Annotated in this window: 16 protein-coding genes; 6 read left to right on the top strand and 10 right to left on the bottom strand. The window is 68.9% G+C overall.

The genetic code is table 11. The features are described from left to right. A partial coding sequence (gene ssd, locus ABD908_RS05305) for a septum site-determining protein Ssd (RefSeq protein ID WP_344991910.1) occupies positions 1 to 951 on the bottom strand: 951 nt, incomplete at its 3' end. A 112-nt stretch (positions 952 to 1,063) separates the two neighbouring features. Between ssd and ABD908_RS05300 the strand changes: the two genes are divergently transcribed. After that, a complete protein-coding gene (locus ABD908_RS05300; RefSeq protein WP_344991907.1) occupies positions 1,064 to 1,888 on the top strand; it encodes an HAD family hydrolase in 825 nt (274 codons plus the stop codon). A gap of 440 nt (positions 1,889 to 2,328) precedes the next feature. Here the strand turns inward: ABD908_RS05300 and ABD908_RS05295 are convergent, their stop codons facing one another. From ABD908_RS05295 to ABD908_RS05275, 5 genes are read right to left on the bottom strand one after another with little or no spacing between them, the layout of a single operon-like run. After that, a complete protein-coding gene (locus ABD908_RS05295) occupies positions 2,329 to 3,063 on the bottom strand; it encodes an oxidoreductase (protein ID WP_344991904.1) in 735 nt (244 codons plus the stop codon). A 24-nt stretch (positions 3,064 to 3,087) separates the two neighbouring features. Beyond that, the gene (locus ABD908_RS05290) at positions 3,088 to 4,809 is read right to left on the bottom strand and encodes a dipeptide ABC transporter ATP-binding protein (RefSeq protein ID WP_344991901.1); all 1,722 of its coding nucleotides are present in this window, start codon (positions 4,807 to 4,809) and stop codon (positions 3,088 to 3,090) included. After that, the gene (locus tag ABD908_RS05285) at positions 4,806 to 5,759 is read right to left on the bottom strand and encodes an ABC transporter permease (RefSeq protein ID WP_344991899.1); all 954 of its coding nucleotides are present in this window, start codon (positions 5,757 to 5,759) and stop codon (positions 4,806 to 4,808) included. The genes ABD908_RS05290 and ABD908_RS05285 overlap by 4 nt, the downstream gene beginning before the upstream one ends. Beyond that, a complete protein-coding gene (locus ABD908_RS05280; protein ID WP_344991897.1) occupies positions 5,752 to 6,678 on the bottom strand; it encodes an ABC transporter permease in 927 nt (308 codons plus the stop codon). The genes ABD908_RS05285 and ABD908_RS05280 overlap by 8 nt, the downstream gene beginning before the upstream one ends. Then, entirely contained in the window at positions 6,675 to 8,237 is a 1,563-nt protein-coding gene (locus ABD908_RS05275; RefSeq protein ID WP_344991941.1) for a peptide ABC transporter substrate-binding protein, read from the bottom strand. The genes ABD908_RS05280 and ABD908_RS05275 overlap by 4 nt, the downstream gene beginning before the upstream one ends. A 352-nt stretch (positions 8,238 to 8,589) precedes the next feature. Here ABD908_RS05275 and acs point away from each other — a divergent pair, with 352 nt between their 5' ends. From acs to ABD908_RS05260, 3 genes are all read left to right on the top strand, one after another. Beyond that, entirely contained in the window at positions 8,590 to 10,536 is a 1,947-nt protein-coding gene (gene acs / locus ABD908_RS05270; RefSeq protein WP_344991894.1) for an acetate--CoA ligase, read from the top strand. 25 nt (positions 10,537 to 10,561) lie between these two features. Beyond that, positions 10,562 to 11,122 (top strand): mismatch-specific DNA-glycosylase, encoded by a 561-nt coding sequence (locus ABD908_RS05265; protein ID WP_344991892.1) that lies wholly within the window; start codon positions 10,562 to 10,564, stop codon positions 11,120 to 11,122. Positions 11,123 to 11,267: 145 nt separating this feature from the next. After that, positions 11,268 to 13,649: an HAD-IC family P-type ATPase gene (locus tag ABD908_RS05260; RefSeq protein WP_344991890.1), complete on the top strand. Its 2,382-nt coding sequence runs from the start codon at positions 11,268 to 11,270 to the stop codon at positions 13,647 to 13,649. Positions 13,650 to 13,657: 8 nt separating this feature from the next. Here ABD908_RS05260 and ABD908_RS05255 read toward each other — a convergent pair whose 3' ends face one another. The 4 genes from ABD908_RS05255 to ABD908_RS05240 form a co-directional block, all read right to left on the bottom strand. Continuing rightward, complete coding sequence (locus tag ABD908_RS05255) at positions 13,658 to 14,089, bottom strand: PRC-barrel domain-containing protein (protein WP_344991887.1); 432 nt, start codon at positions 14,087 to 14,089, stop codon at positions 13,658 to 13,660. Next, positions 14,089 to 14,676: a PRC-barrel domain-containing protein gene (locus ABD908_RS05250; protein ID WP_344991885.1), complete on the bottom strand. Its 588-nt coding sequence runs from the start codon at positions 14,674 to 14,676 to the stop codon at positions 14,089 to 14,091. The genes ABD908_RS05255 and ABD908_RS05250 overlap by 1 nt, the downstream gene beginning before the upstream one ends. After that, on the bottom strand, positions 14,673 to 14,810 hold the full coding sequence (locus ABD908_RS05245; protein ID WP_344991882.1) for a hypothetical protein: 138 nt from the start codon (positions 14,808 to 14,810) through the stop codon (positions 14,673 to 14,675). The genes ABD908_RS05250 and ABD908_RS05245 overlap by 4 nt, the downstream gene beginning before the upstream one ends. Positions 14,811 to 15,426: 616 nt before the next feature. Then, positions 15,427 to 16,716, bottom strand: coding sequence for an MFS transporter (locus ABD908_RS05240; protein WP_344991938.1), 1,290 nt, complete (start codon positions 16,714 to 16,716; stop codon positions 15,427 to 15,429). Between the two features lie 201 nt (positions 16,717 to 16,917). Here ABD908_RS05240 and ABD908_RS05235 point away from each other — a divergent pair, with 201 nt between their 5' ends. Next, positions 16,918 to 17,379 (top strand): phage holin family protein, encoded by a 462-nt coding sequence (locus ABD908_RS05235; protein ID WP_344991880.1) that lies wholly within the window; start codon positions 16,918 to 16,920, stop codon positions 17,377 to 17,379. A 22-nt stretch (positions 17,380 to 17,401) separates the two neighbouring features. Beyond that, positions 17,402 to 18,373: an alpha/beta fold hydrolase gene (locus ABD908_RS05230; protein WP_344991876.1), complete on the top strand. Its 972-nt coding sequence runs from the start codon at positions 17,402 to 17,404 to the stop codon at positions 18,371 to 18,373. The last annotated feature ends 4 nt before the right edge of the window (positions 18,374 to 18,377 follow it).

The following is an 18,377-nucleotide window of genomic DNA, read 5'->3' as shown; positions in this document are numbered from 1 at the left end:
CTTCGGGACCCCCACCGCGCGCTCCACATCCCGCGCGGTCAGACCGCCCGGCGCCGGCCCACGCACCACCAGCCGCAGTTCCCGGGCACGACCACCCAGGGCCGCCGCGGCAGCACGGGTCGCCGCAGCGCCCCGGACGGTGGCAGTGGTGACCAACACGACGAGATCGGCGACCTCGGCGCACGCCGCCGTGACGCCACCCGCGCGCCGCGGCAGGTCGACGACGGTGACCCCCACACTGCGGCGCCCGGCGTCGACGACCGCGAGCAACGCCTCGGTGGTGATCTCCACGGGCGCCTCCTGCGCGGCCGGATCGCGTCCCGCCGCGAGAACCGCCGCCTCGTCGGCGCGGCCGGGGAGCGCCGCCATCAGCGGCGCGGACGGCACCTGCCCGCCGCGCAGCGACAGGTCGGGCCAGCGCAGGCCCGGCATGTCCTCGCAACCGAGGAGGAGGTCGATGCCACCGCCCCACGGATCGGCGTCGACCAGGAGCGAGGTCAGCGCGCGCGCGGGGGCACACACGGCCAGTGCTGCGGCGAACACCGATGCTCCCGCTCCCCCGTGTCCGCCGAGCACGGCGAGCACCCGCGACCGGCCGGCACCGTCGGACTCCTGCGCCGCGAGGAACCGCGCCAGGTCGCGCAGGTCTCCGGGCAGCGCGAACACGTGCGCCGCCCCCAGGCGCACCGCCAGCCGCAGCTCGGCCTCGCCGACGTCCGTGCAGACCAACGCCACCCCGTCCCGCCGCGGCAGGCCGCCGGTGCCGGCCGCCTCGGCGAACACCGCCGCGGCGCCTGGGTCCAGAAGCAGACAGGGGGCCGACACCCAGGCGCTTCGAGGCTGCGCGGGATCCACCGGGACCACCGCGCGGGCCGCCGCTGCCGCCGCCCGCACCACGTCGTCGGCCAGGTGACCCGGGGCCACTGCCATCCCGATCTCATCGAATCGCATGCCGCAACGATGCGCGGGCAGCCCCTCCGAGTAGCCCCACCCAGGGACCTCCTGTGGATCGAATGCGTACCATACGCATTCCTGTGGATTACCCGCCGGTACGCTTGGCCCTGTGAGTCAACCCGAAACCGGCGTCGCCCCGGCGCGCCGCGTGGCCGCGTTCTTCGACCTCGACAAGACGATCATCGCCAAGTCGTCCACCATGGCGTTCTCTCGGCCGTTCTTCGAGCAGGGCCTGATCAACCGTCGCGCCGTGCTCAAGTCCAGCTACGCGCAGTTCCTGGTGTTGCTCACGGCCGCCGACAACGACCAGATGACGCGTATGCGCGACCACCTGACGCAGATGTGCGCCGGATGGAACGTCGACCAGGTGCGCTCGATCGTGCGCGAGACGCTCCACGACATCGTCGATCCGCTGGTGTTCTCCGAGGCCGCCGACCTGATCGCGGGGCACCACGCGCGCGGGCACGATGTGGTGGTGGTGTCGGCCTCGGGCGAGGAGATGGTGCACCCGATCGGCGACATGCTGGGCGCCGACTACGCGATCGGCACCACAATGGCGGTGGCCGACGGCAAGTACACCGGCGATCTGGACTTCTACTGCTTCGGTGACAACAAGGTCGTGGCGATGCAGAAGCTCGCCGAGACGAACGGATACGACCTGACCCAGTGCTTCGCGTACTCGGACTCGATCACTGACGTCCCGATGCTCGCCGCCGTGGGCCACCCGACCGCGGTCAATCCCGATCGTGGGCTGCGCCGTGAGGCGGGCGAACAGGGCTGGCCGGTGGTCTCGTTCTCGAACCCGGTGTCGCTGCGCGACCGGATCCCCACCCCGTCCCGGACCTCGGTGCTGGCCTCCGCCGGCCTGGCCACCGTGGCGGCAGCCGCGGGAACAGCCACTTATGTTCTGCTGCAACGGAAGCGGCGTCGCTGACCCGAATTCTCAAGAAATCTCGCCGAACCCCTTGCTGTGACGGCTGTCACACGGTACAAATGACTTACGGAGCGACGGGACGCCAAATCCTCACCGGAAGAGAAGGTCGAGGATCCCGGACCGTCAAGGCTCCCAGCACGGACACCAGGCACCCACGCGGAGCACGCCGCAGAGGGCAAGAAAGCGTTGTGGGCCTGCGTTATTCGAGACATGTGGTCAGCACGGGCAGCGCGGTTGTACCGCGGGTCCAACTCTCGAATGACGCCGAGGCCGGAAACCACAACCCACTCCCGCACGCTTGGTAACCGGGATCCGTGCTAGCGAACGGCGATTCGGACCCGTTCTGAGGAACGTACTGACCTCCATCCCAGTACGACACCCTCAGTTCAGGCCGGGTCGCCGTTGCGCTGTGTCGGGGTGATCTCGGGCCGCCCGGTCGCTCAGCGCTCAGCGATCGCCAGCGCCTCCCGCGCACCAGCCTCGAGCGCCGAGCAACACAGCGTCACCCACGCGACGACCCCCTCCTCGGCACCCATCCCGAACGCATCGACAGCACCGGCGTAGCCGTCCGCGAACTTGAGCCACGTGGTCTCCGGGATCCCCAGCGCATGCGGGTCCAGTCCGGTCGCCACCGTGACCAACCGCGACGCGGCGCGGGCCACGACGCCGTCGGCCACCCCGAACGGCCGCAGCGACAGCAGCTCCCCGTGCACTACGGCGGCGACGATCGGCGCGGACACCCCGGTCCCGCCCGTCACCAGCTGCGCCAGCAACGAGAGCCGCTCGCCGGCCCCCGCCCGCGGCCGGCCGAGCAGGTCGGCGGCAGCCACGAGGTCCGCGGCTGCAAGCGTGTGCAGTCGCGCCAGGACCTGCAGCGGCGCCCGCCGCCACGTGCCGACGGTGGCGTCCAGCTGCGGCCCGTCCAGGGCCTGCGCGACCCGCATCGCGCCGGCTAGGACCGGGTCCTGCACCGCGACGTCGCGAGACAGCTCCACCGCGCCGCCGTCGAGGGCGGCTGACGCCCGCGCACCGCGGAGCGACGACTCGGTGGCCGCCGCGCCCCATTCCCGCCGGTTGGCGGGGTGCCGGTGCACCTTCCCGAGCGCCTCCTGCGCGGCGGCGGCCGCGTCCGTGACGGCGGGAATGGCGGCGATTGGGGCCAGCGGATCGGTCACGACCGATCAGCGTAGCCGGTCGCGTCAGCCCGCCAGCTCGATGGAGCCGCCGGGGATCGCGTCGATCAGCGCCCGCGTGTAGTCCGACGCCGGGTTGTCGTACACCCGGTCGGTCGGCCCCGCGTCCACCACCTCGCCCTTCGACATCACGATCACGTCATGCGCGATCTGCTTGACCACAGCGAGGTCGTGCGTGATGAAGAGGTAGGTCAACCCCAGCTCCCGCTGCAGCTGCTGGAGAAGGGTGAGGATCTGGGCCTGGACCAGGACGTCGAGAGCCGACACCGCCTCGTCGCACACGACCACCTCGGGCCGCAGCGCCAGCGCCCGCGCGATGGCGACGCGCTGCCGCTGCCCGCCGGACAGCTCGTTGGGGAAGCGTTGCATCACCGACTGCGGCAGTGCCACCAGGTCGAGCAGCTCCTTGACCCGCGCGACCCGCGATGCCTTGTCGCCGATCCCGTGGATGTCGAGCGGCTCTGCGATGGCGCGGTAGATCGAGTACATCGGATCCAGCGAGCCGTACGGATTCTGGAAGACCGGCTGCACGCGGCGCCGGAACTCCTTGCCGTCGGCGCCGCGCAGCGATGTGACGTCGCGGCCGTCGAAATGAACGGTGCCCGAGGTGGGTTCGAGCAGACCGAGCACCATGCGCGCCACCGTCGACTTGCCCGAGCCGGACTCCCCGACCACAGCGGTCGTGGTGCCGCGCCGCAGTGCGAAGCTGATGTCGTTCACGGCGCGGAACGTGCTGCCGCCGGCCAACGGCACGGCACCGCGGATCGGGAAGTCCTTCACCAGGTGCTGCGCGACGATCACCTCGTCCTGCCCGGCCGACGCCTCCTCGGCGTGCCTGGACGACGCCTCCTCGGCGAGCTCGGCGGCGACGGTGCCGGTCACCGTCGGCGTGCGTGCCTGGCCGCCCGCGAGGGCCTCCCCGTCGTCCCGCCGCGCCGCCAGCGACGGTGCCGCACGCACCAGCCGCTTGGTGTACTCGTGGTGTGGATCCTGCAGGATCTGCAGCGCCGGACCGGATTCCACGATCCGGCCCTTGTACATCACCACGAGGTGGCTGGCCCGCTCGGCCGCGAGACCGAGGTCGTGCGTGATCAGAAGGACCGCGGTGCCGAGCTCGGCGGTCAGGGACTCGAGGTGGTCCAGGATCTGGCGCTGCACCGTCACGTCGAGCGCCGACGTGGGCTCGTCGGCGATCAGCAGCCGAGGCCGGCAGGCCAACCCGATCGCGATCAGTGCGCGCTGCCGCATACCGCCCGAGAACTCGTGGGGGTACTGGTTGACCCGCTTCTCCGGGTCGCGCATACCGGCCTCGCGGAGCAATTCCACCGCGCGGCTGCGGGTCTCGCCCCGCTTCGCGGCGCCATTGGCGACGAGCGTCTCCTTGATCTGGAAACCGACCCGCCACAGCGGGTTCAGGTTGGTGTTGGGGTCCTGCGGCACCAGACCGATACCGCTGCCGCGGACCTTCTCGAAGTCGCGGCGCGACGCCTTCGCGAGATCCTGACCGCCGAACAGGATCTGACCGCCGGTCACCTTCCCGGTCCCCTGCAGCAGCCCCAGGATCGCGGCGGCCGTCGTCGACTTGCCGGACCCGGACTCACCGACGATGGCGACGGTCTGTCCGGGGTATACGGTCAGGCTCGCTCCGCGCACAGCCTTGACCGGCCTTCCCTGCGAACGGAACTCGACTTCGAGGTCGCGGACATCCAGGAGCGGTTGCGCAGTCATCGGGTCCTCGCCTTCGGATCGAGCGCGTCGCGCAGTACATCGCCGAGCATCATGAACGTCAACACCGTGAGCGCAAGTGCCGCAGCAGGATAGAACAGGATGGGGCTGCCCTCGCGCAGCTGCTGCTGGCCGGCGGCGATGTCGATACCCCAAGACACCGAGGTCGGCGGCAGGCCGATGCCGAGGTACGACAGCGTGGCCTCGGTGACGATGAACACCCCCAGCGAGATCGTGGCGATCACGATCACGGGGCCCAGGGAGTTGGGGATGACGTGCGTGAACAGCGTGCGGAATCGCGACGCGCCCAGCGACTTCGAGGCGGTGATGAACTCCTCGTTCCGGATCGCGATCGCCGAGGCTCGCGCGATGCGCGCGATCTGCGGCCAGCTGAAGATCGCGAGCACCACGACCACCGTCAGGACGTTCCGCGACGACAACATCTGCATGGTGACCACCGCGGCGAGGATCAGCGGGATCCCGAAGAAGATGTCCGAGAGGCGGGCGATCACGGAATCGATCCAGCCACCGAAGAACCCGGCGACCACGCCGAGCAGCCCACCGATGATCACGACCGCGATGGTGGTCAGGACGCCCACCTCGACGGAGGCGCGCGCGCCGTAGATCACGCGGGCATAGATGTCGTGCCCCTGCAGGTCGGTGCCGAACCAGTGCTTGCCGCTCGGCGGCAGCAGCGAGTCCTCCAACGCGGCGTGGTGGGGGTTCTGGTGCGCGAGCATGCCTGGGAACAGCACGACGAGGAGGATGATCGCGAGCAGCACCATCGACGCGATGAACACTGGCTTCGTGCGCAGCTCCAGCCACGCCGACTTGAAGAAGCCGGCGGGCTGGACGTCCGCGTCGACGGCGTCGACCGCGAGGACCTCGACGGTGTCGGGTCCGGCGACGAAGCGCTCCTGGCCCGGGTAGACGGTTTCGATGCGGTCAGGCATAGCGGATCCTCGGGTCGAGGGCGGCGTACAGCAGGTCGACGGCGACGTTGCATACCAGGTAGATGAGGACGAGGACGGTGACGAACGAGACCACCGTGGGGGCCTCGCCGCGGATCACCGCCTGGTAGATCGTGCCGCCGACGCCGGGGATGTTGAAGATGCCCTCGGTGACCAGGGCGCCACCCATGAGCGAGCCGAGGTCGGCGCCGAGGAACGTGACGACCGGGATGAGAGAGTTGCGCAGCACGTGCACGATGATCGTGCGCGGCCGGGACAGGCCCTTCGCGGACGCGGTGCGCACCCAGTCGGCCGTGAGGTTCTCGGCGATCGACGATCGGGTCAACCGCACGACGTACGCGAACGACACGGCACCGAGGACGAAGCCGGGCAGCAGCAGGTGGTAGAGATCCAGGTGCCCGCCGACGGTGACGGGGAACAGGTGCCACTGCACGCCCAGCACGAACTGCGCGACGAAGCCGATCACGAAGATCGGCACCGCGATGATCAGGAGGGTGACGATCAGGATCGTGGTGTCGAACCAGCGCCCCTTGTTGAGGCCCGCGATCACGCCGAACACGATGCCGAACACCGCCTCCACTGCGAGCGCGATCAGCGCGAGGTTGACGGTCACGGGAAAGGCCCGAGCCATCACCGCCGACACCTCCTGACCGGAGAACGACTTTCCGAAGTCGAGCCGGAACACGCCGCCGATGTAGTGCAGGTACTGCAGGTAGAAGGGCTCGTTGAGGTGGTACTGCTCGCGCAGCTGCGCGATCAGCCCCGGGGACATCGGCTTACCACCGCCGAGCGCCGAGATGGGGTCCGCGGGCACCAGGAACACCATCGCGTAGATCAGGAACGTGGCCCCGAAGAAGACGATCACCATCTGGCCGAGGCGGCTGAGGATATAGCGCGTCACGCGACCGGCTCCTTCGTGATCTGGGTGTAGTCGGGCAGGCCGTTCCAGGCCAGGTGCGCCGTGACGCCGGGGCCGACGCCGCCGACGCCGATGTAGTCCCAGAGCGGGATGATCGGCAGTGCCTGGAGCAGCAACTCCTGCGCCTTGTTCACCGCCGCGTACGCGGCGGCCGGGTCGAGCTGCCGGGCGGCACCCGTGAGCTCGGCGTCGAACTGCGGCGACGCGTACTGTGCGTCGTTCGAGCCCGCGCCGGTGAGGAACTGCGGGACCAGGAAGTCGAACATGGTGGGGTAGTCACCCTGCCAGCCGCTGCGGAACGCCGTCTTGATGGTCTTCTTGGTGACCTGGTCGCGGACCTGTTTGAAGGTGGGCACCGGCGCCCCGTGCGCGTCGATCCCGAGGGTGTTCGAGATCGAGTTGGACGCCGCGTCCACCCACGCCTGGTGGTCACCGTCCGAGTTGTACGCGATCTGGAACGAGCCCGACCACGGCGCGATCGCGTTCGCCTGCGCCCACAGCTGCTTCGCCTTCGTCGGGTTGTAGTCGAGGACGTCGCTGCCTGGGATACTGCCGTTCCAGCCCGGGAGCGATCGGGCGGTGAAATCCCGCGACGGAATGCGCGAACCGTGGAAGATCTTGTCGCAGATCAGCTGCCGGTCGATCGCCATCGAGATGGCGGCCCGGCGGAGCGCACCCTCGGCGCCGCTGAAGTGGGGCAGATAGTACGGGATCACCAGGGTCTGGTCGGACGCGTCCGGGGCCACCATCGCGCGGGAACCCAGGACCCGCTTGTAGCTGACCAGGGCACTGGTGGGGAGGGTCTCCAAGACGTCCAGGTTCCCCGACTCGAGGTCGGAGTACGCGGTGTCCAGGCTGCTGTACAGCAGGAACGAGATCCCGCCGTTGCGCGGCTGGTCGGGCCCCTTGTAGTCGGGGTTGCGGACCAGGTCGATCTGCACGTTGTGCCGCCAGGCGTCGGGTCCCTTCATCATGTAGGCACCGTCGCCCACCGGGTGCTCCCCGAACTTCGCGGCCCCCTCGGTGAAGAACACGTCGGGTACCGGCTTGAACGGCGTGAAGCCGAGGCCCAGCTTGAAGTCGATGTTGGGTGCCGTCAGCTTCACAGTGAACGTGTAATCGTCGACCACCTTGAGCCCCGACATCTCGGTGAGCTTCGAGCCGTCCGCGGCGACGGCGGCATAGCCCTCGATCGGCGAGAAGAAGCTCTGCTGCAGCTGAGCGTTGACGGTGGCGGCGCCGTAGTTCCATGCCCGCACGTAGTTCTCGGCCTTGACGGGTGTCCCGTCGGTGAACTTCCAGTCCTTCTTCAGATGAATCGTGAAGTTCTGGTTGTCGGTGGTGTCCACGGACTCGGCGTTCGCCAGCTCCGGGGTACCGTCCGACTTATACGTGTAGAGGCCGGTGAACAGGGCGTCGACGACGCGCCCGCCCATGTTCTCCGCGGTGTTCGTCGGCACCAGCCCGTTCTGCGGCTCGCCGGCATACGCGTTGATGATCGCGTCGGGCCCGGTCGTGTCGACGCTCCGCGCCCCCTGCATGCTGCACGCCGACGCCGCGAGGACCGCCACCGCCGTCACCGTCGTCAGCAGGGCGCGCCTACCTCGTCCTATCCGAAACACCGCACCACGCACCTCTTCTCACCCCCCCGGGGCGCGCAGGTGAGCGTCGGCCCCGATCAGTCCGGATCACTCGTGCGCTTCTGGCACACGGCGTACAACTGTAGGAGCCGACTCGCGCGTTGTCCCCGGATCGACTGGTTATATCCACTCGGATTGAACCATGCCGCGCCGTGACGCGCGCGGCGATCGCAACCCGTTGCGCACCTGCCCGGTCGACGGGTTCTAGACCAAACCCTTTCGCTGGCATCGTGCGGATCCCTACGATTGGGGCATGTCGACCGATGCACCCGCCGTGTACCCGCCCTCCGCAGAATTCGCAGCTCAGGCCAACACCCGAGGTCGGGAGCTGTACAACCGTGCCGATGCTGACCGGCTCGGATTCTGGGCGGAGCAGGCCCGTCGACTGTCCTGGGACACCGATTTCGGCGACGTGCTCGACTGGTCGGACGCGCCGTTCGCCAAGTGGTTCGTCGGCGGCAAGCTCAACGTGGCCTACAACTGCGTCGACCGGCACGTCGAGGCCGGCAACGGCGATCGCATCGCCATCCACTGGGTCGGCGAGCCCGGCGACTCCCGCGACATCACCTACGCGCAGCTCAAGGACGAGGTCAGCCGGGCCGCCAACTACCTCGCCGAGATCGGCCTGAAGCCCGGCGACCGCGTCGCGATCTACATGCCGATGGTGCCCGAGGCGCTGGTCGCGATGCTCGCCTGCGCACGTCTCGGGCTCACCCACTCGGTCGTGTTCGGCGGCTTCTCCGCCGCCGCCCTCCGCTCCCGCATCGACGACGCGCAGGCGCGCGTCGTGATCACCACCGACGGCCAGTTCCGGCGCGGTAAGCCCGTGCCGCTCAAGGCGAACGTCGACGAGGCCGTCGACGCGCTCGTGGACGGCAAGGCCGCCGAGTCGGTCGAGAAGGTCATCGTCGTGCGGCGGTGCAGCAACGACATCGACTGGCACGACCGGGACGTGTGGTGGCACGACACCGTCGGCGCCGCGTCGCCCGAGCACACACCGGAGGCCTTCGACTCCGAGCACCCCCTGTTCCTGCTGTACACCTCGGGCACCACGGGGAAGCCGAAGGGCATCGTGCACAGCTCGGGCGGGTACCTCACCCAGGCGTCGTACACCCACCACTACCTGTTCGACCACAAGGCCGGCACGGACGTCTACTGGTGCACCGCCGATATCGGCTGGGTCACCGGGCACACCTACATCGTGTACGGTCCGCTGTCCAACGGCGCCACGCAGGTGGTCTACGAGGGAACGCCCAACTCCCCCACCGAGCATCGCCACTTCGAGGTCATCGAGAAGTACGGCGTCTCGATCTACTACATCGCGCCGACCCTGGTCCGCACGTTCATGAAGTGGGGCCGCGAGATCCCGGACGCGCACGACCTGTCCTCGATCCGTGTGCTCGGCTCCGTGGGCGAGCCGATCAACCCCGAGGCCTGGCGCTGGTACCGGGACGTCATCGGCGGTGGCACCGCCCCCATCGTCGACACCTGGTGGCAGACCGAGACCGGCGCCGCGATGGTCGCGCCGTTGCCCGGCACCACCGCCTGCAAGCCCGGCTCGGCCATGGAACCCGTTCCCGGGATCAGCGCGAACATCGTCGACGACGACGGCAACCCCGAGCCCCGCGGCGAGCAGGGCCTGCTGGTCCTGGACCAGCCGTGGCCGGCGATGCTGCGTGGGATCTGGGGCGACGACGAGCGGTTCCGCGAGACCTACTGGTCGCGCTACGAGAAGCAGGGCTGGTACTTCGCCGGCGACGGCGCGCGGTACGACGACGACGGTGCCCTCTGGGTGCTCGGGCGCGTCGACGACGTCATGAACATCTCGGGCCACCGCATCTCCACCGCTGAGGTCGAGTCCGCGCTCGTCGGGCACTCCGGCGTCGCGGAGGCCGCCGTCGTCGGCGCGAGCGACGCCACCACCGGCCAGGCCATCGCCGCGTTCGTGATCCTCCGCGAGGGCGTCGACGCCTCGGATCCCGAGGCACTGATCGCCGAGATGAAAGCGCATGTGTCCAAAGATATCTCGCCGATCGCCAGGCCCCGAGAGATCATCATCGTCCCGGAGCTGCCCAAGACCCGGTCCGGCAAGATCATGCGCCGCCTGCTGCGCGACGTCGCCGAGGGCCGCGAGCTCGGTGACACGTCCACCCTGGTCGACCCCTCCGTGTTCGAGAACATCCGCAAGCAGCGGGCGTAGCGGCGCGTTCCGCGCGCCGAGAACCGTGGGATTCAGCCGAGCGCAACTCCTGACGTTCCAGGACGCAGAGGTTCCGGACCTGATCGGCGACGGCTGCCGGCTGCTGTTCGTGGGCATCAACCCGGGCCTGTGGACCGCGGCGACGGGCGCGCACTTCGCGCGCCCGGGCAACCGCTTCTACCCGGCGCTGGCCGCGGCAGGGATCGTGGACCACGTGATCGACGCGTCGGACGGGATGCGGCCACAGGACCGGGACGCTCTGCTACGCGCGGGTATCGGGATCACCAACCTCGCGCCGCGGGCGACGGCGAAGGCCTCCGAACTCACCGTCGACGAACTGCGGGCCGGGGCCGAGCGGCTGCGCGACACCGTTACCCGAGTCCGACCGCGGGTCGTCGCCGTCGCGGGGATCACCGCCTACCGCACCGCCTTCGGGCTGCCGAAGGCCACCGTCGGACTACAGCGGGAGCCGTTCGCCGGAGCCGAGCTGTGGGTGGTGCCCAACCCCAGCGGACTCAACGCCCACGAGACGGTGACGAGCCTCGCCGTCGCGTATCGCGCCGCCGCGGAGGCCGCGCACCGGTGATCCGCATCGGTCGGCGTGCCGGAGTAGGGTGGCTGTCACTGGGAAGTTCAGTCAGTTCGGAGTGATTGGCCGTCCGCCGCCAGCCACCGAAGGGGTCCCCGATCCCGCGCCGAACATCTGGTGTCCGACTGCATCGGGGCCGATCATGAACCCAGAACCCCTTCCCGCCGAGCCATCCGAACCGCTGTCGACCACGCCGCCTGTTGGTGCCGATACCGCCGCGCGGAAGGGACTGACGACAGCGGACGCCGATCGGCGATTGACCGACATCGGCCCCAATTCGCTACCCGACACCACCGTGCACCCGTTGATGCAGGCGGTCAGGAAGTTCTGGGCGCCGGTGCCCTGGCTGCTCGAGGCCGCGATCGCGCTGGAGTTGGTGTTGCGCAACATCACCGAAGCGGCGGTCATCGCCAGCCTGCTCATCTTCAACGCCGCGATCGGGCTGTATCAAGAGGGTAGGGCGCCCGCCACGCTGACCGCGCTCAAGTCTCGTCTGGCGCTCAATGCGTCGGTGCGGCGGGACGGGAAGTGGAAGGTGATCGCGTCCGCAGCCGTAGTGCCCGGCGATCTCGTCAAGTTGTCGCTCGGCGCGGTGGTACCTGCCGACGTCGACATCATCGACGGCTCCATCCTGGTGGACCAGTCGTCGTTGACCGGCGAGTCCGAACCCGTGGAGTGCGGGGCCGGCGCCCAGACCTTCGCCGGTGGCCTCGTACAGCGCGGCACCGCCGATGCACAGGTGACGCAGACCGGCCCGCGCACCAGGTTCGGGAGTTCCGCGGAGCTGGTCCGCACTGCGCACGTCGAGAGCTCTCAGCAGAAGGTGGTCCTGCGGATCGTCCGCAACATCGCACTCTTCAACGGAGTGATCATCGTGGTCCTGGTGGCCTACGCGGTCGTGCTCAGGTGGTCGTTCGGAGCGATCGTGCCATTGATCCTCACGGCGATCCTCGCCGCGATACCGGTGGCCCTACCCGCGACGTTCACGCTGGCCGCGGCGCTCGGAGCGCGCGCGCTGGGGAAGCTCGGCGTCCTCCCCACCCGGTTGTCCGCCGTCGACGAGGCGGCGTCCGTCGATGTCCTTTGCGTGGACAAGACGGGCACTCTGACGATGAACCGGCTGTCGGTAGACACCGTGACGCCCATGCCCGGCTACGACGAGGCCCGCGTGATCACCTACGCGGCGCTGGCCAGCGACACCGGTGGTCAGGATCCTGTGGACGCCGCCATTCGCGCATGGGAGTCGCAACACCGGACGATGCGCCCTCCGACCTTGAAGCGGTTCATCCCGTTCGACCCCACCAACAGACTGTCGGAGGCCACGGTCAGCGGCCACGATGGCGATCTGCGGGTGGTGAAAGGCGCATTCGACACCGTCATCGCCCTGTCCCTTCCCGCGGCCGCGGCGACGGCGGCAGTCGGTGAACTGGAGACGCGCGGCCTCCGGGTACTCGCCGTCGCGGAGGGACCGGTCCACGCACGCATGACGGTGATCGGGCTCATCGCCCTCAGCGATCCTCCGCGCGCGGATTCGTCGGCCCTGATCGCCGAGCTCGCCCACATGGGCGTACGCACGGTGATGGTGACGGGCGATGCCGCTTCGACCGCGAGCAGCATCGCCCGCACGGTGGGCCTGGACGGCGCGGTCTGCCCGGCCGGTCCCCTGCCCGAGTCCGTGCGTCCTGAACAGTTCGCGGTGTTCGCAGGTACCTTCCCCGAAGGCAAGTACGCGCTCGTCAAGAGCTTTCAGAAATCGGGGCACACCGTCGGCATGTGCGGGGACGGCGCCAACGACGCCCCCGCGCTGCGACAGGCCCACATGGGAATCGCCGTCTCCACGGCCACCGACGTGGCCAAGTCCGCCGCCGGCGTCGTCCTCACCACTTCCGGGCTCGCCGGCATCGTCGCTGCGGTGCGCGAAGGCCGGCTGACCTACCAGCGAATCCTCACCTACACGCTCAATTCGCTGACCAAGAAGATCACCAATGTCCTCTTCATCACCCTCGCGCTCCTCATCACCGGGCACGCCATCCTGACGCCGATGCTGATGGTCATCATCATGATCACAGGCGACTTCCTCGGTATGGCGGTGACGACCGATCATGTCCGCCCGTCGGCGGCGCCCAGCGTGTGGAGGATCGGCAGCCTCACCAAGGCCGGGGTCGTGATGGGCGCCTGCTTCCTGGCGTTCTGCACCGGCACCCTGCTGGTCGGCAAGTACGCACTCGGTCTGGGGATCGGTGGACTACAGACCCTGGCAGTGGTCACTCTCGTCTTCGGTGGCGAGGCGGTGCTCTACTGCGTTCGAGAACGTCGACACCTGTGGAAGTCGGTCCCCAGCAGTTGGATGATCATCGCTTCGGTGGCCGACGTGGTGATCATCTCCGCACTCGCGATCTGGGGGATCGAGATGCGGCCGCTCGCCGTCGGGGTCGTCGCGGCCGTTTTCGGCGCCGCTGTGCTCTTCGCACTGCTCATCGACCTCGTCAAGGTGCCGACGTTCCGGCGGTTCGGGATCTTCTGACTCAGCACTCAATCATGCTGCACGACAACGGCGTACGAGCCGATTCCGACGAGACGTGTGCCCGGTACCCGGCCGTCTGCGAGAACGAGTGCGGTGACGTCGCCGGAGCGGGGGTCGAACTCGACGTCGTCCACCCTGCCGAGCTCGTCGCCGTTGGTATCCAGGAGTCGCTTACCGAGCGCCCTGTGGTCCTTGCCGCACAGGCCGACCAGGTCCGGGGGTGTCTCGGTGAGCTTCTCGGCGCCGGAGACGATGACGGCGTCGACACCGAAGGCATCGACGTCCGACCAGCGCAGGGTATCCCCGTGGTCGGTCTTCTTCAGCGTCATGCCGACGACGGACCGGACCCGCGGGTCGATCACCAGTTCGTCGATCTTGCCGACGGTGGCCGCGGTGGTCGCGCTCACCACCTGCCGCCCAACCGTTTCGGAGAAGCGCATCAGCGGGATCCTTCCAACTGGGCACGGAACGCGAGGACGGCGGCGCCGAACCCCGCGAGATCGTCAGCGACGAAGTCTTGGGCGACGGCTGGGACGATCAAGTGCTCGCCGGACGCAGCCAAGGCGTCGGGTAATGGAACAAACATTCGGGTTCCCTTGGTGCCCAAAGCTTCCGAGGCTTCGATCTCGTACCCGACCACATCGCACCGCCCCGCGTGGGACCGATCGACCGCGATGACGACATCCACTACGGTGCCGAGGTCGATACCGGAGTCGGTCAGGACCTGCGATTGCAGGACATCGCCGCCGCTGCCACCCGCGGACACCGAGGCATCTAACAGTCGTTGTGCCGGCTCCAACACGCTCTCGTCCCTGATCATCACCGCATCCCGACCCAATGCGGCGACCGCACTCCAGGGCAGGCTCTGCTTCGACGGCCCCGAGAACATGCCCCGACCGGACAGGGTGAACCCGGCGACCGCCCCGCCGCCGGCGGCGAAGACGAGGTCCCTGATCTGGGCGACGTCCTCACCGGCCATCGTCACCACGCACCGCTTGGTCACCTCGGAGGTCCGCATCAGCCTCATGAGCCACCGCCCGAGCGGCGGCGGCCCGGTTCGATGACGGCCCCACCTCGCCGTCGCCGCGACTGAACGATCAGCACAGCGCCCACCAGCAGGGCGATCACGACGACGACCACGATCAAGATCACTAACCACATGGGGACCTCCTGGATCCGATACCGGTTGCGAGCGGTTACCGGCGGCGTCAGCCGCCGTCATTCGAGCCTGCGAGCGGGGTCTCCGAGGGACAGGACGCCCACGACGTGGTCGATGCCGCGGGCACACCGGACGCAGTCGCGATCGGCGGCCTCGATCGCGTGGCGATCGTCTTTCCCCCGGGACCCGCCGGATGCTGTGAGAGTGCCGAGTCGACGTGACTGAGCTGCGGCGATGATGTCGGTCATAGTGATCGCCTGACGGTGAGTTCACCGATGTGTCCGGCGGAGGCTGCTGCCTGGAGCCGACGGCGGACGGCCGACTCTGTTCCGAACTGACTGTCTGATCCAGTGACCCCCAGCTTACGCGCCTGTCGGCTCGGCAACCGGCTGTATAGATGCCGGTGATGTCGGCGCACTGAGAAGCCGGCGGACTACGAATCGGTGGTGCGGGCGCGGGCGCGACGAACCGCCTCGTCGACGACGCGCTGGGCGACGTCGGCGAGTTCGACGTGCTCGGACTGGCTGATCCTGCGCAGGCGCGCGAACGCGGCGAGGACGACCCTGCCATCTCCGGGTGGACATGGCCGGCGGACGCGCACGGAGGCCGCGAGACGTCCTAGACCTGCTCCAGGTCCACGTCACGGGTCTCGCGCATGGTGAGCAGTGCCAGCAGCGTCAGCACGCCCGTGATCGCGAGGTACACACCGACCCAGAAGACGCCGTACGACGACACCAGCCAGGTGGCGATGAACGGGGCGACCGCCGCGCCGAGGATCGATGCGAAGTTGTACGAGATGCCACTGCCCGTGTACCGGACGTTGGTGGCGAACAGCTCCGGCAACACGGCGCTCATCGGCCCGAAGGTCAGGCCCATCAGCGCCAGGCCGACGATCAGGAACAGCAGCATGCCGCCGTCGCCGGTGTGCCGCGGGTCGAGCATGACCCCGAACAGCAGGCCGAACACGATGATCCCCGTGGTGATCACGAGCAGCACGATGCGCCGACCGAAGCGGTCGGCGAGCCAGCCGGAGACGGGCACCAGACCGGCGAAGAAGAGTACCGCGACGAGCTGCAGCTCCAGGAAGTCGACGTAGCTGATGGCGAGCTTGGCCCCGCTGTGGTCGGCCACCTTGCCGGTGCCGTACGAGGCGACCCAGGTGGTCACGATGTAGAACAGCGTGTATGTCGCGAGCATCACGAAGGTGCCGATGACCAGCGGCCGCCAGGCGGTGCGGACCACCTCGCCGACGGGCGTCTCGACCCGGCGGCCCTCCTCCACGGCCTTCGCGAAGACCGGTGTCTCGGTCAGCTTGAGCCGCACGTACAGGCCGACGATGACGATCAGCGCCGACAGCAGGAAGGGGATCCGCCAGCCCCAGGTGAGGAAGGCGTGGTTGGTGGCGGCGGTCTTCGCGTCGAAGCCCAACGTCAGCATGATCACCAGGAACACGCCGTTGGCCAGGAAGAAGCCGAACGGCGCACCCAGCTGCGGCCACATCGCGGCCCACGCCCGCTTGCCCTTCGCGGCGGTCTCGGTGGCCAGCAGGGCCGCTCCAGACCACTCACCGCCGAGGCCGAGGCCCTGGCAGAACCGCATCGTGGACAGCAGCGCGGGCGCCCAGTAGCCGACCCGGTCGAAGGTCGGTAGCACCCCGATGAGGAACGTCGCGATGCCCATCGTGAGCAACGAGCCCACGAGCGTCGCCTTGCGGCCGACACGGTCGCCGAAGTGACCGAAGATGATCGAGCCGAGCGGCCGGGCGACGAACGCCAAGCCGAACGTGGCGAACGAGCTGAGCAGCGCCGCGGTCGAGTCCGCCTTCGGGAAGAACAGCGTCGGGAAGACCAGCACGGCCGCGGTCGCGTAGATGTAGAAGTCGAAGAACTCGATCGTCGTCCCCACCATCGAGGCCACGACGATGCGCCCACGTTTGACGGGCACCGGATCGGTGGACGAGGCGATGTCGGACGAGTCGGTCACGATGGACGAAAGTAGCGCCTACCGGCCGGCGCGATATCACCGGGCAGGCGTTCGCAAACTGGGAGCCATCCGCCCGGCGGATCGTGACCTCTGGCACGATATGCATCGACACCAAGGAGGACGACAGTGAGCTTGGACAACAAACCCACCTCGGACACCCCGAAGACCCTGTCCGCGATCCCCCTCACGGATCCGTCGGTCACCAGCGCGGGCGAACCGACTATCGGTGCCCTGGTGCGTGATGCCACTGCTCAGGTCAGCTCGCTGGTACGCGCCGAGGTCGAGCTGGCCAAGGCCGAGACGGTCGCCGAGGTCAAGAAGGCCGCTACCGGCTCCGCGTTCTTCGTGGTCGCCGGCGTGGTGCTGCTGTACTCGTCGTTCTTCTTCTTCTTCTTCCTCGGCGAGTTGCTGTCGGTGTGGCTGCCGCGCTGGGCGTCGTTCCTGATCGTCTTCGTGCTGATGGTGCTGGTCGCGGCCGTGGCCGGCCTGCTCGGCTTCCTCAAGGTGCGCAAGATCCGAGGGCCACGCAAGACGATCGCCTCCGTCAAGGAGGTCCAGACGGTGCTGCAGGGCGCGAAGCGATCCTGACCGCCGCGCGGGGCGAAAGACGGTGAACGCTCCCCCCGACCCGTCGACCGTCCGGTTCGCGGGCCCCTGGGTCCACCACGACGTCCGGGCGAACGGGATCCGGCTGCACGCGGTCGAGTACCTGCGGGCCGACCGTGACTCCCCTAGCGCCATCCGCCCACTCGTCGTGTTCCTGCACGGCTTCGGGGGCTTCTGGTGGAGCTGGCGACATCTGCTACCCCAGGTGCACGACGCCGGCTACCGGGCCGTCGCCGTGGACCTGCGCGGGTACGGCGACAGTGACAAACCACCCCGAGGCTACGACGGCTGGACCCTGTCCGGCGACGCCAGCGGCCTGATCCGCGCGCTGGGGCACACGTCGGCCACGCTCGTGGGTCACGCGGAGGGCGGGCTGGGATGCTGGGCGGCTGCCACACTGCATCCCCGGGCCGTGACGGCGATCGCCGTGATCAGTTCCCCTCACCCCATCGCTCTCAAGCGCTCGGCGCTGCGCAACCGCGGACAGCGCTCCGCAATGCTCGGGCACATGACGTTCGCGCAGCTGCCGCGCATGCCCGAGGACCGGCTGACGCGTGACGACGGTGCCGCTCTGGTCGAATTGATCGCCGAGCGCAGCGGGCCCGCGTGGACCGAGACAGCCGACTACGCGGACGCGATCGCGCGGTATCGCAGCGCAATCCAGATCCCCGGCACGGCGCACTGCGCGCTGGAGTACAGCCGATGGGCGTGGCGCAGCCAGTTCCGGCCCGACGGCAGCCGGTTCGCCAGCCGGATGAACCAGCGGCTGCACATCCCCGTCCTCGCGCTGCGTGGGGAGCAGGACCCGTACATCCTCTCCCAGCCGGTGCTCTCCAGCCACGACTGGGCCGTCGACTACCGGCCTCGGGAGATCGTCGGTGCGGGCCACTTCGCCCACGAGGAGGCTCCGGACGACGCGGGCCCGCAGATCGTCGAGTTCCTACGTTCGCTGCCCGGCCCGCGCCTGCTGAACTGACCCC

The sequence above is a fragment of the Tsukamurella soli genome, from assembly GCF_039541155.1.
In the GTDB taxonomy this organism is placed as follows: Bacteria; Actinomycetota; Actinomycetes; order Mycobacteriales; family Mycobacteriaceae; genus Tsukamurella; species Tsukamurella soli.
The sequence above is the reverse complement of the archived record's forward strand: the minus strand, read 5'-3'. Positions and strand labels throughout refer to the sequence as shown.

Bases quoted from the DNA above. Each gene is read 5' to 3' on its own strand.
- ABD908_RS05290 (WP_344991901.1), bottom strand. From the start codon at position 4,809: ATGACTGCGCAACCGCTCCTGGATGTCCGCGACCTCGAAGTCGAGTTC.
- ABD908_RS05285 (WP_344991899.1), bottom strand. From the start codon at position 5,759: ATGCCTGACCGCATCGAAACCGTCTACCCGGGCCAGGAGCGCTTCGTC.
- ABD908_RS05275 (WP_344991941.1), bottom strand. From the start codon at position 8,237: ATGCAGGGGGCGCGGAGCGTCGACACGACCGGGCCCGACGCGATCATC.
- acs (WP_344991894.1), top strand. From the start codon at position 8,590: ATGTCGACCGATGCACCCGCCGTGTACCCGCCCTCCGCAGAATTCGCA.
- ABD908_RS05260 (WP_344991890.1), top strand. From the start codon at position 11,268: ATGAACCCAGAACCCCTTCCCGCCGAGCCATCCGAACCGCTGTCGACC.
- ABD908_RS05255 (WP_344991887.1), bottom strand. From the start codon at position 14,089: ATGCGCTTCTCCGAAACGGTTGGGCGGCAGGTGGTGAGCGCGACCACC.
- ABD908_RS05250 (WP_344991885.1), bottom strand. From the start codon at position 14,676: ATGAGGCTGATGCGGACCTCCGAGGTGACCAAGCGGTGCGTGGTGACG.
- ABD908_RS05245 (WP_344991882.1), bottom strand. From the start codon at position 14,810: ATGTGGTTAGTGATCTTGATCGTGGTCGTCGTCGTGATCGCCCTGCTG.
- ABD908_RS05240 (WP_344991938.1), bottom strand. From the start codon at position 16,716: ATGGTGGGGACGACGATCGAGTTCTTCGACTTCTACATCTACGCGACC.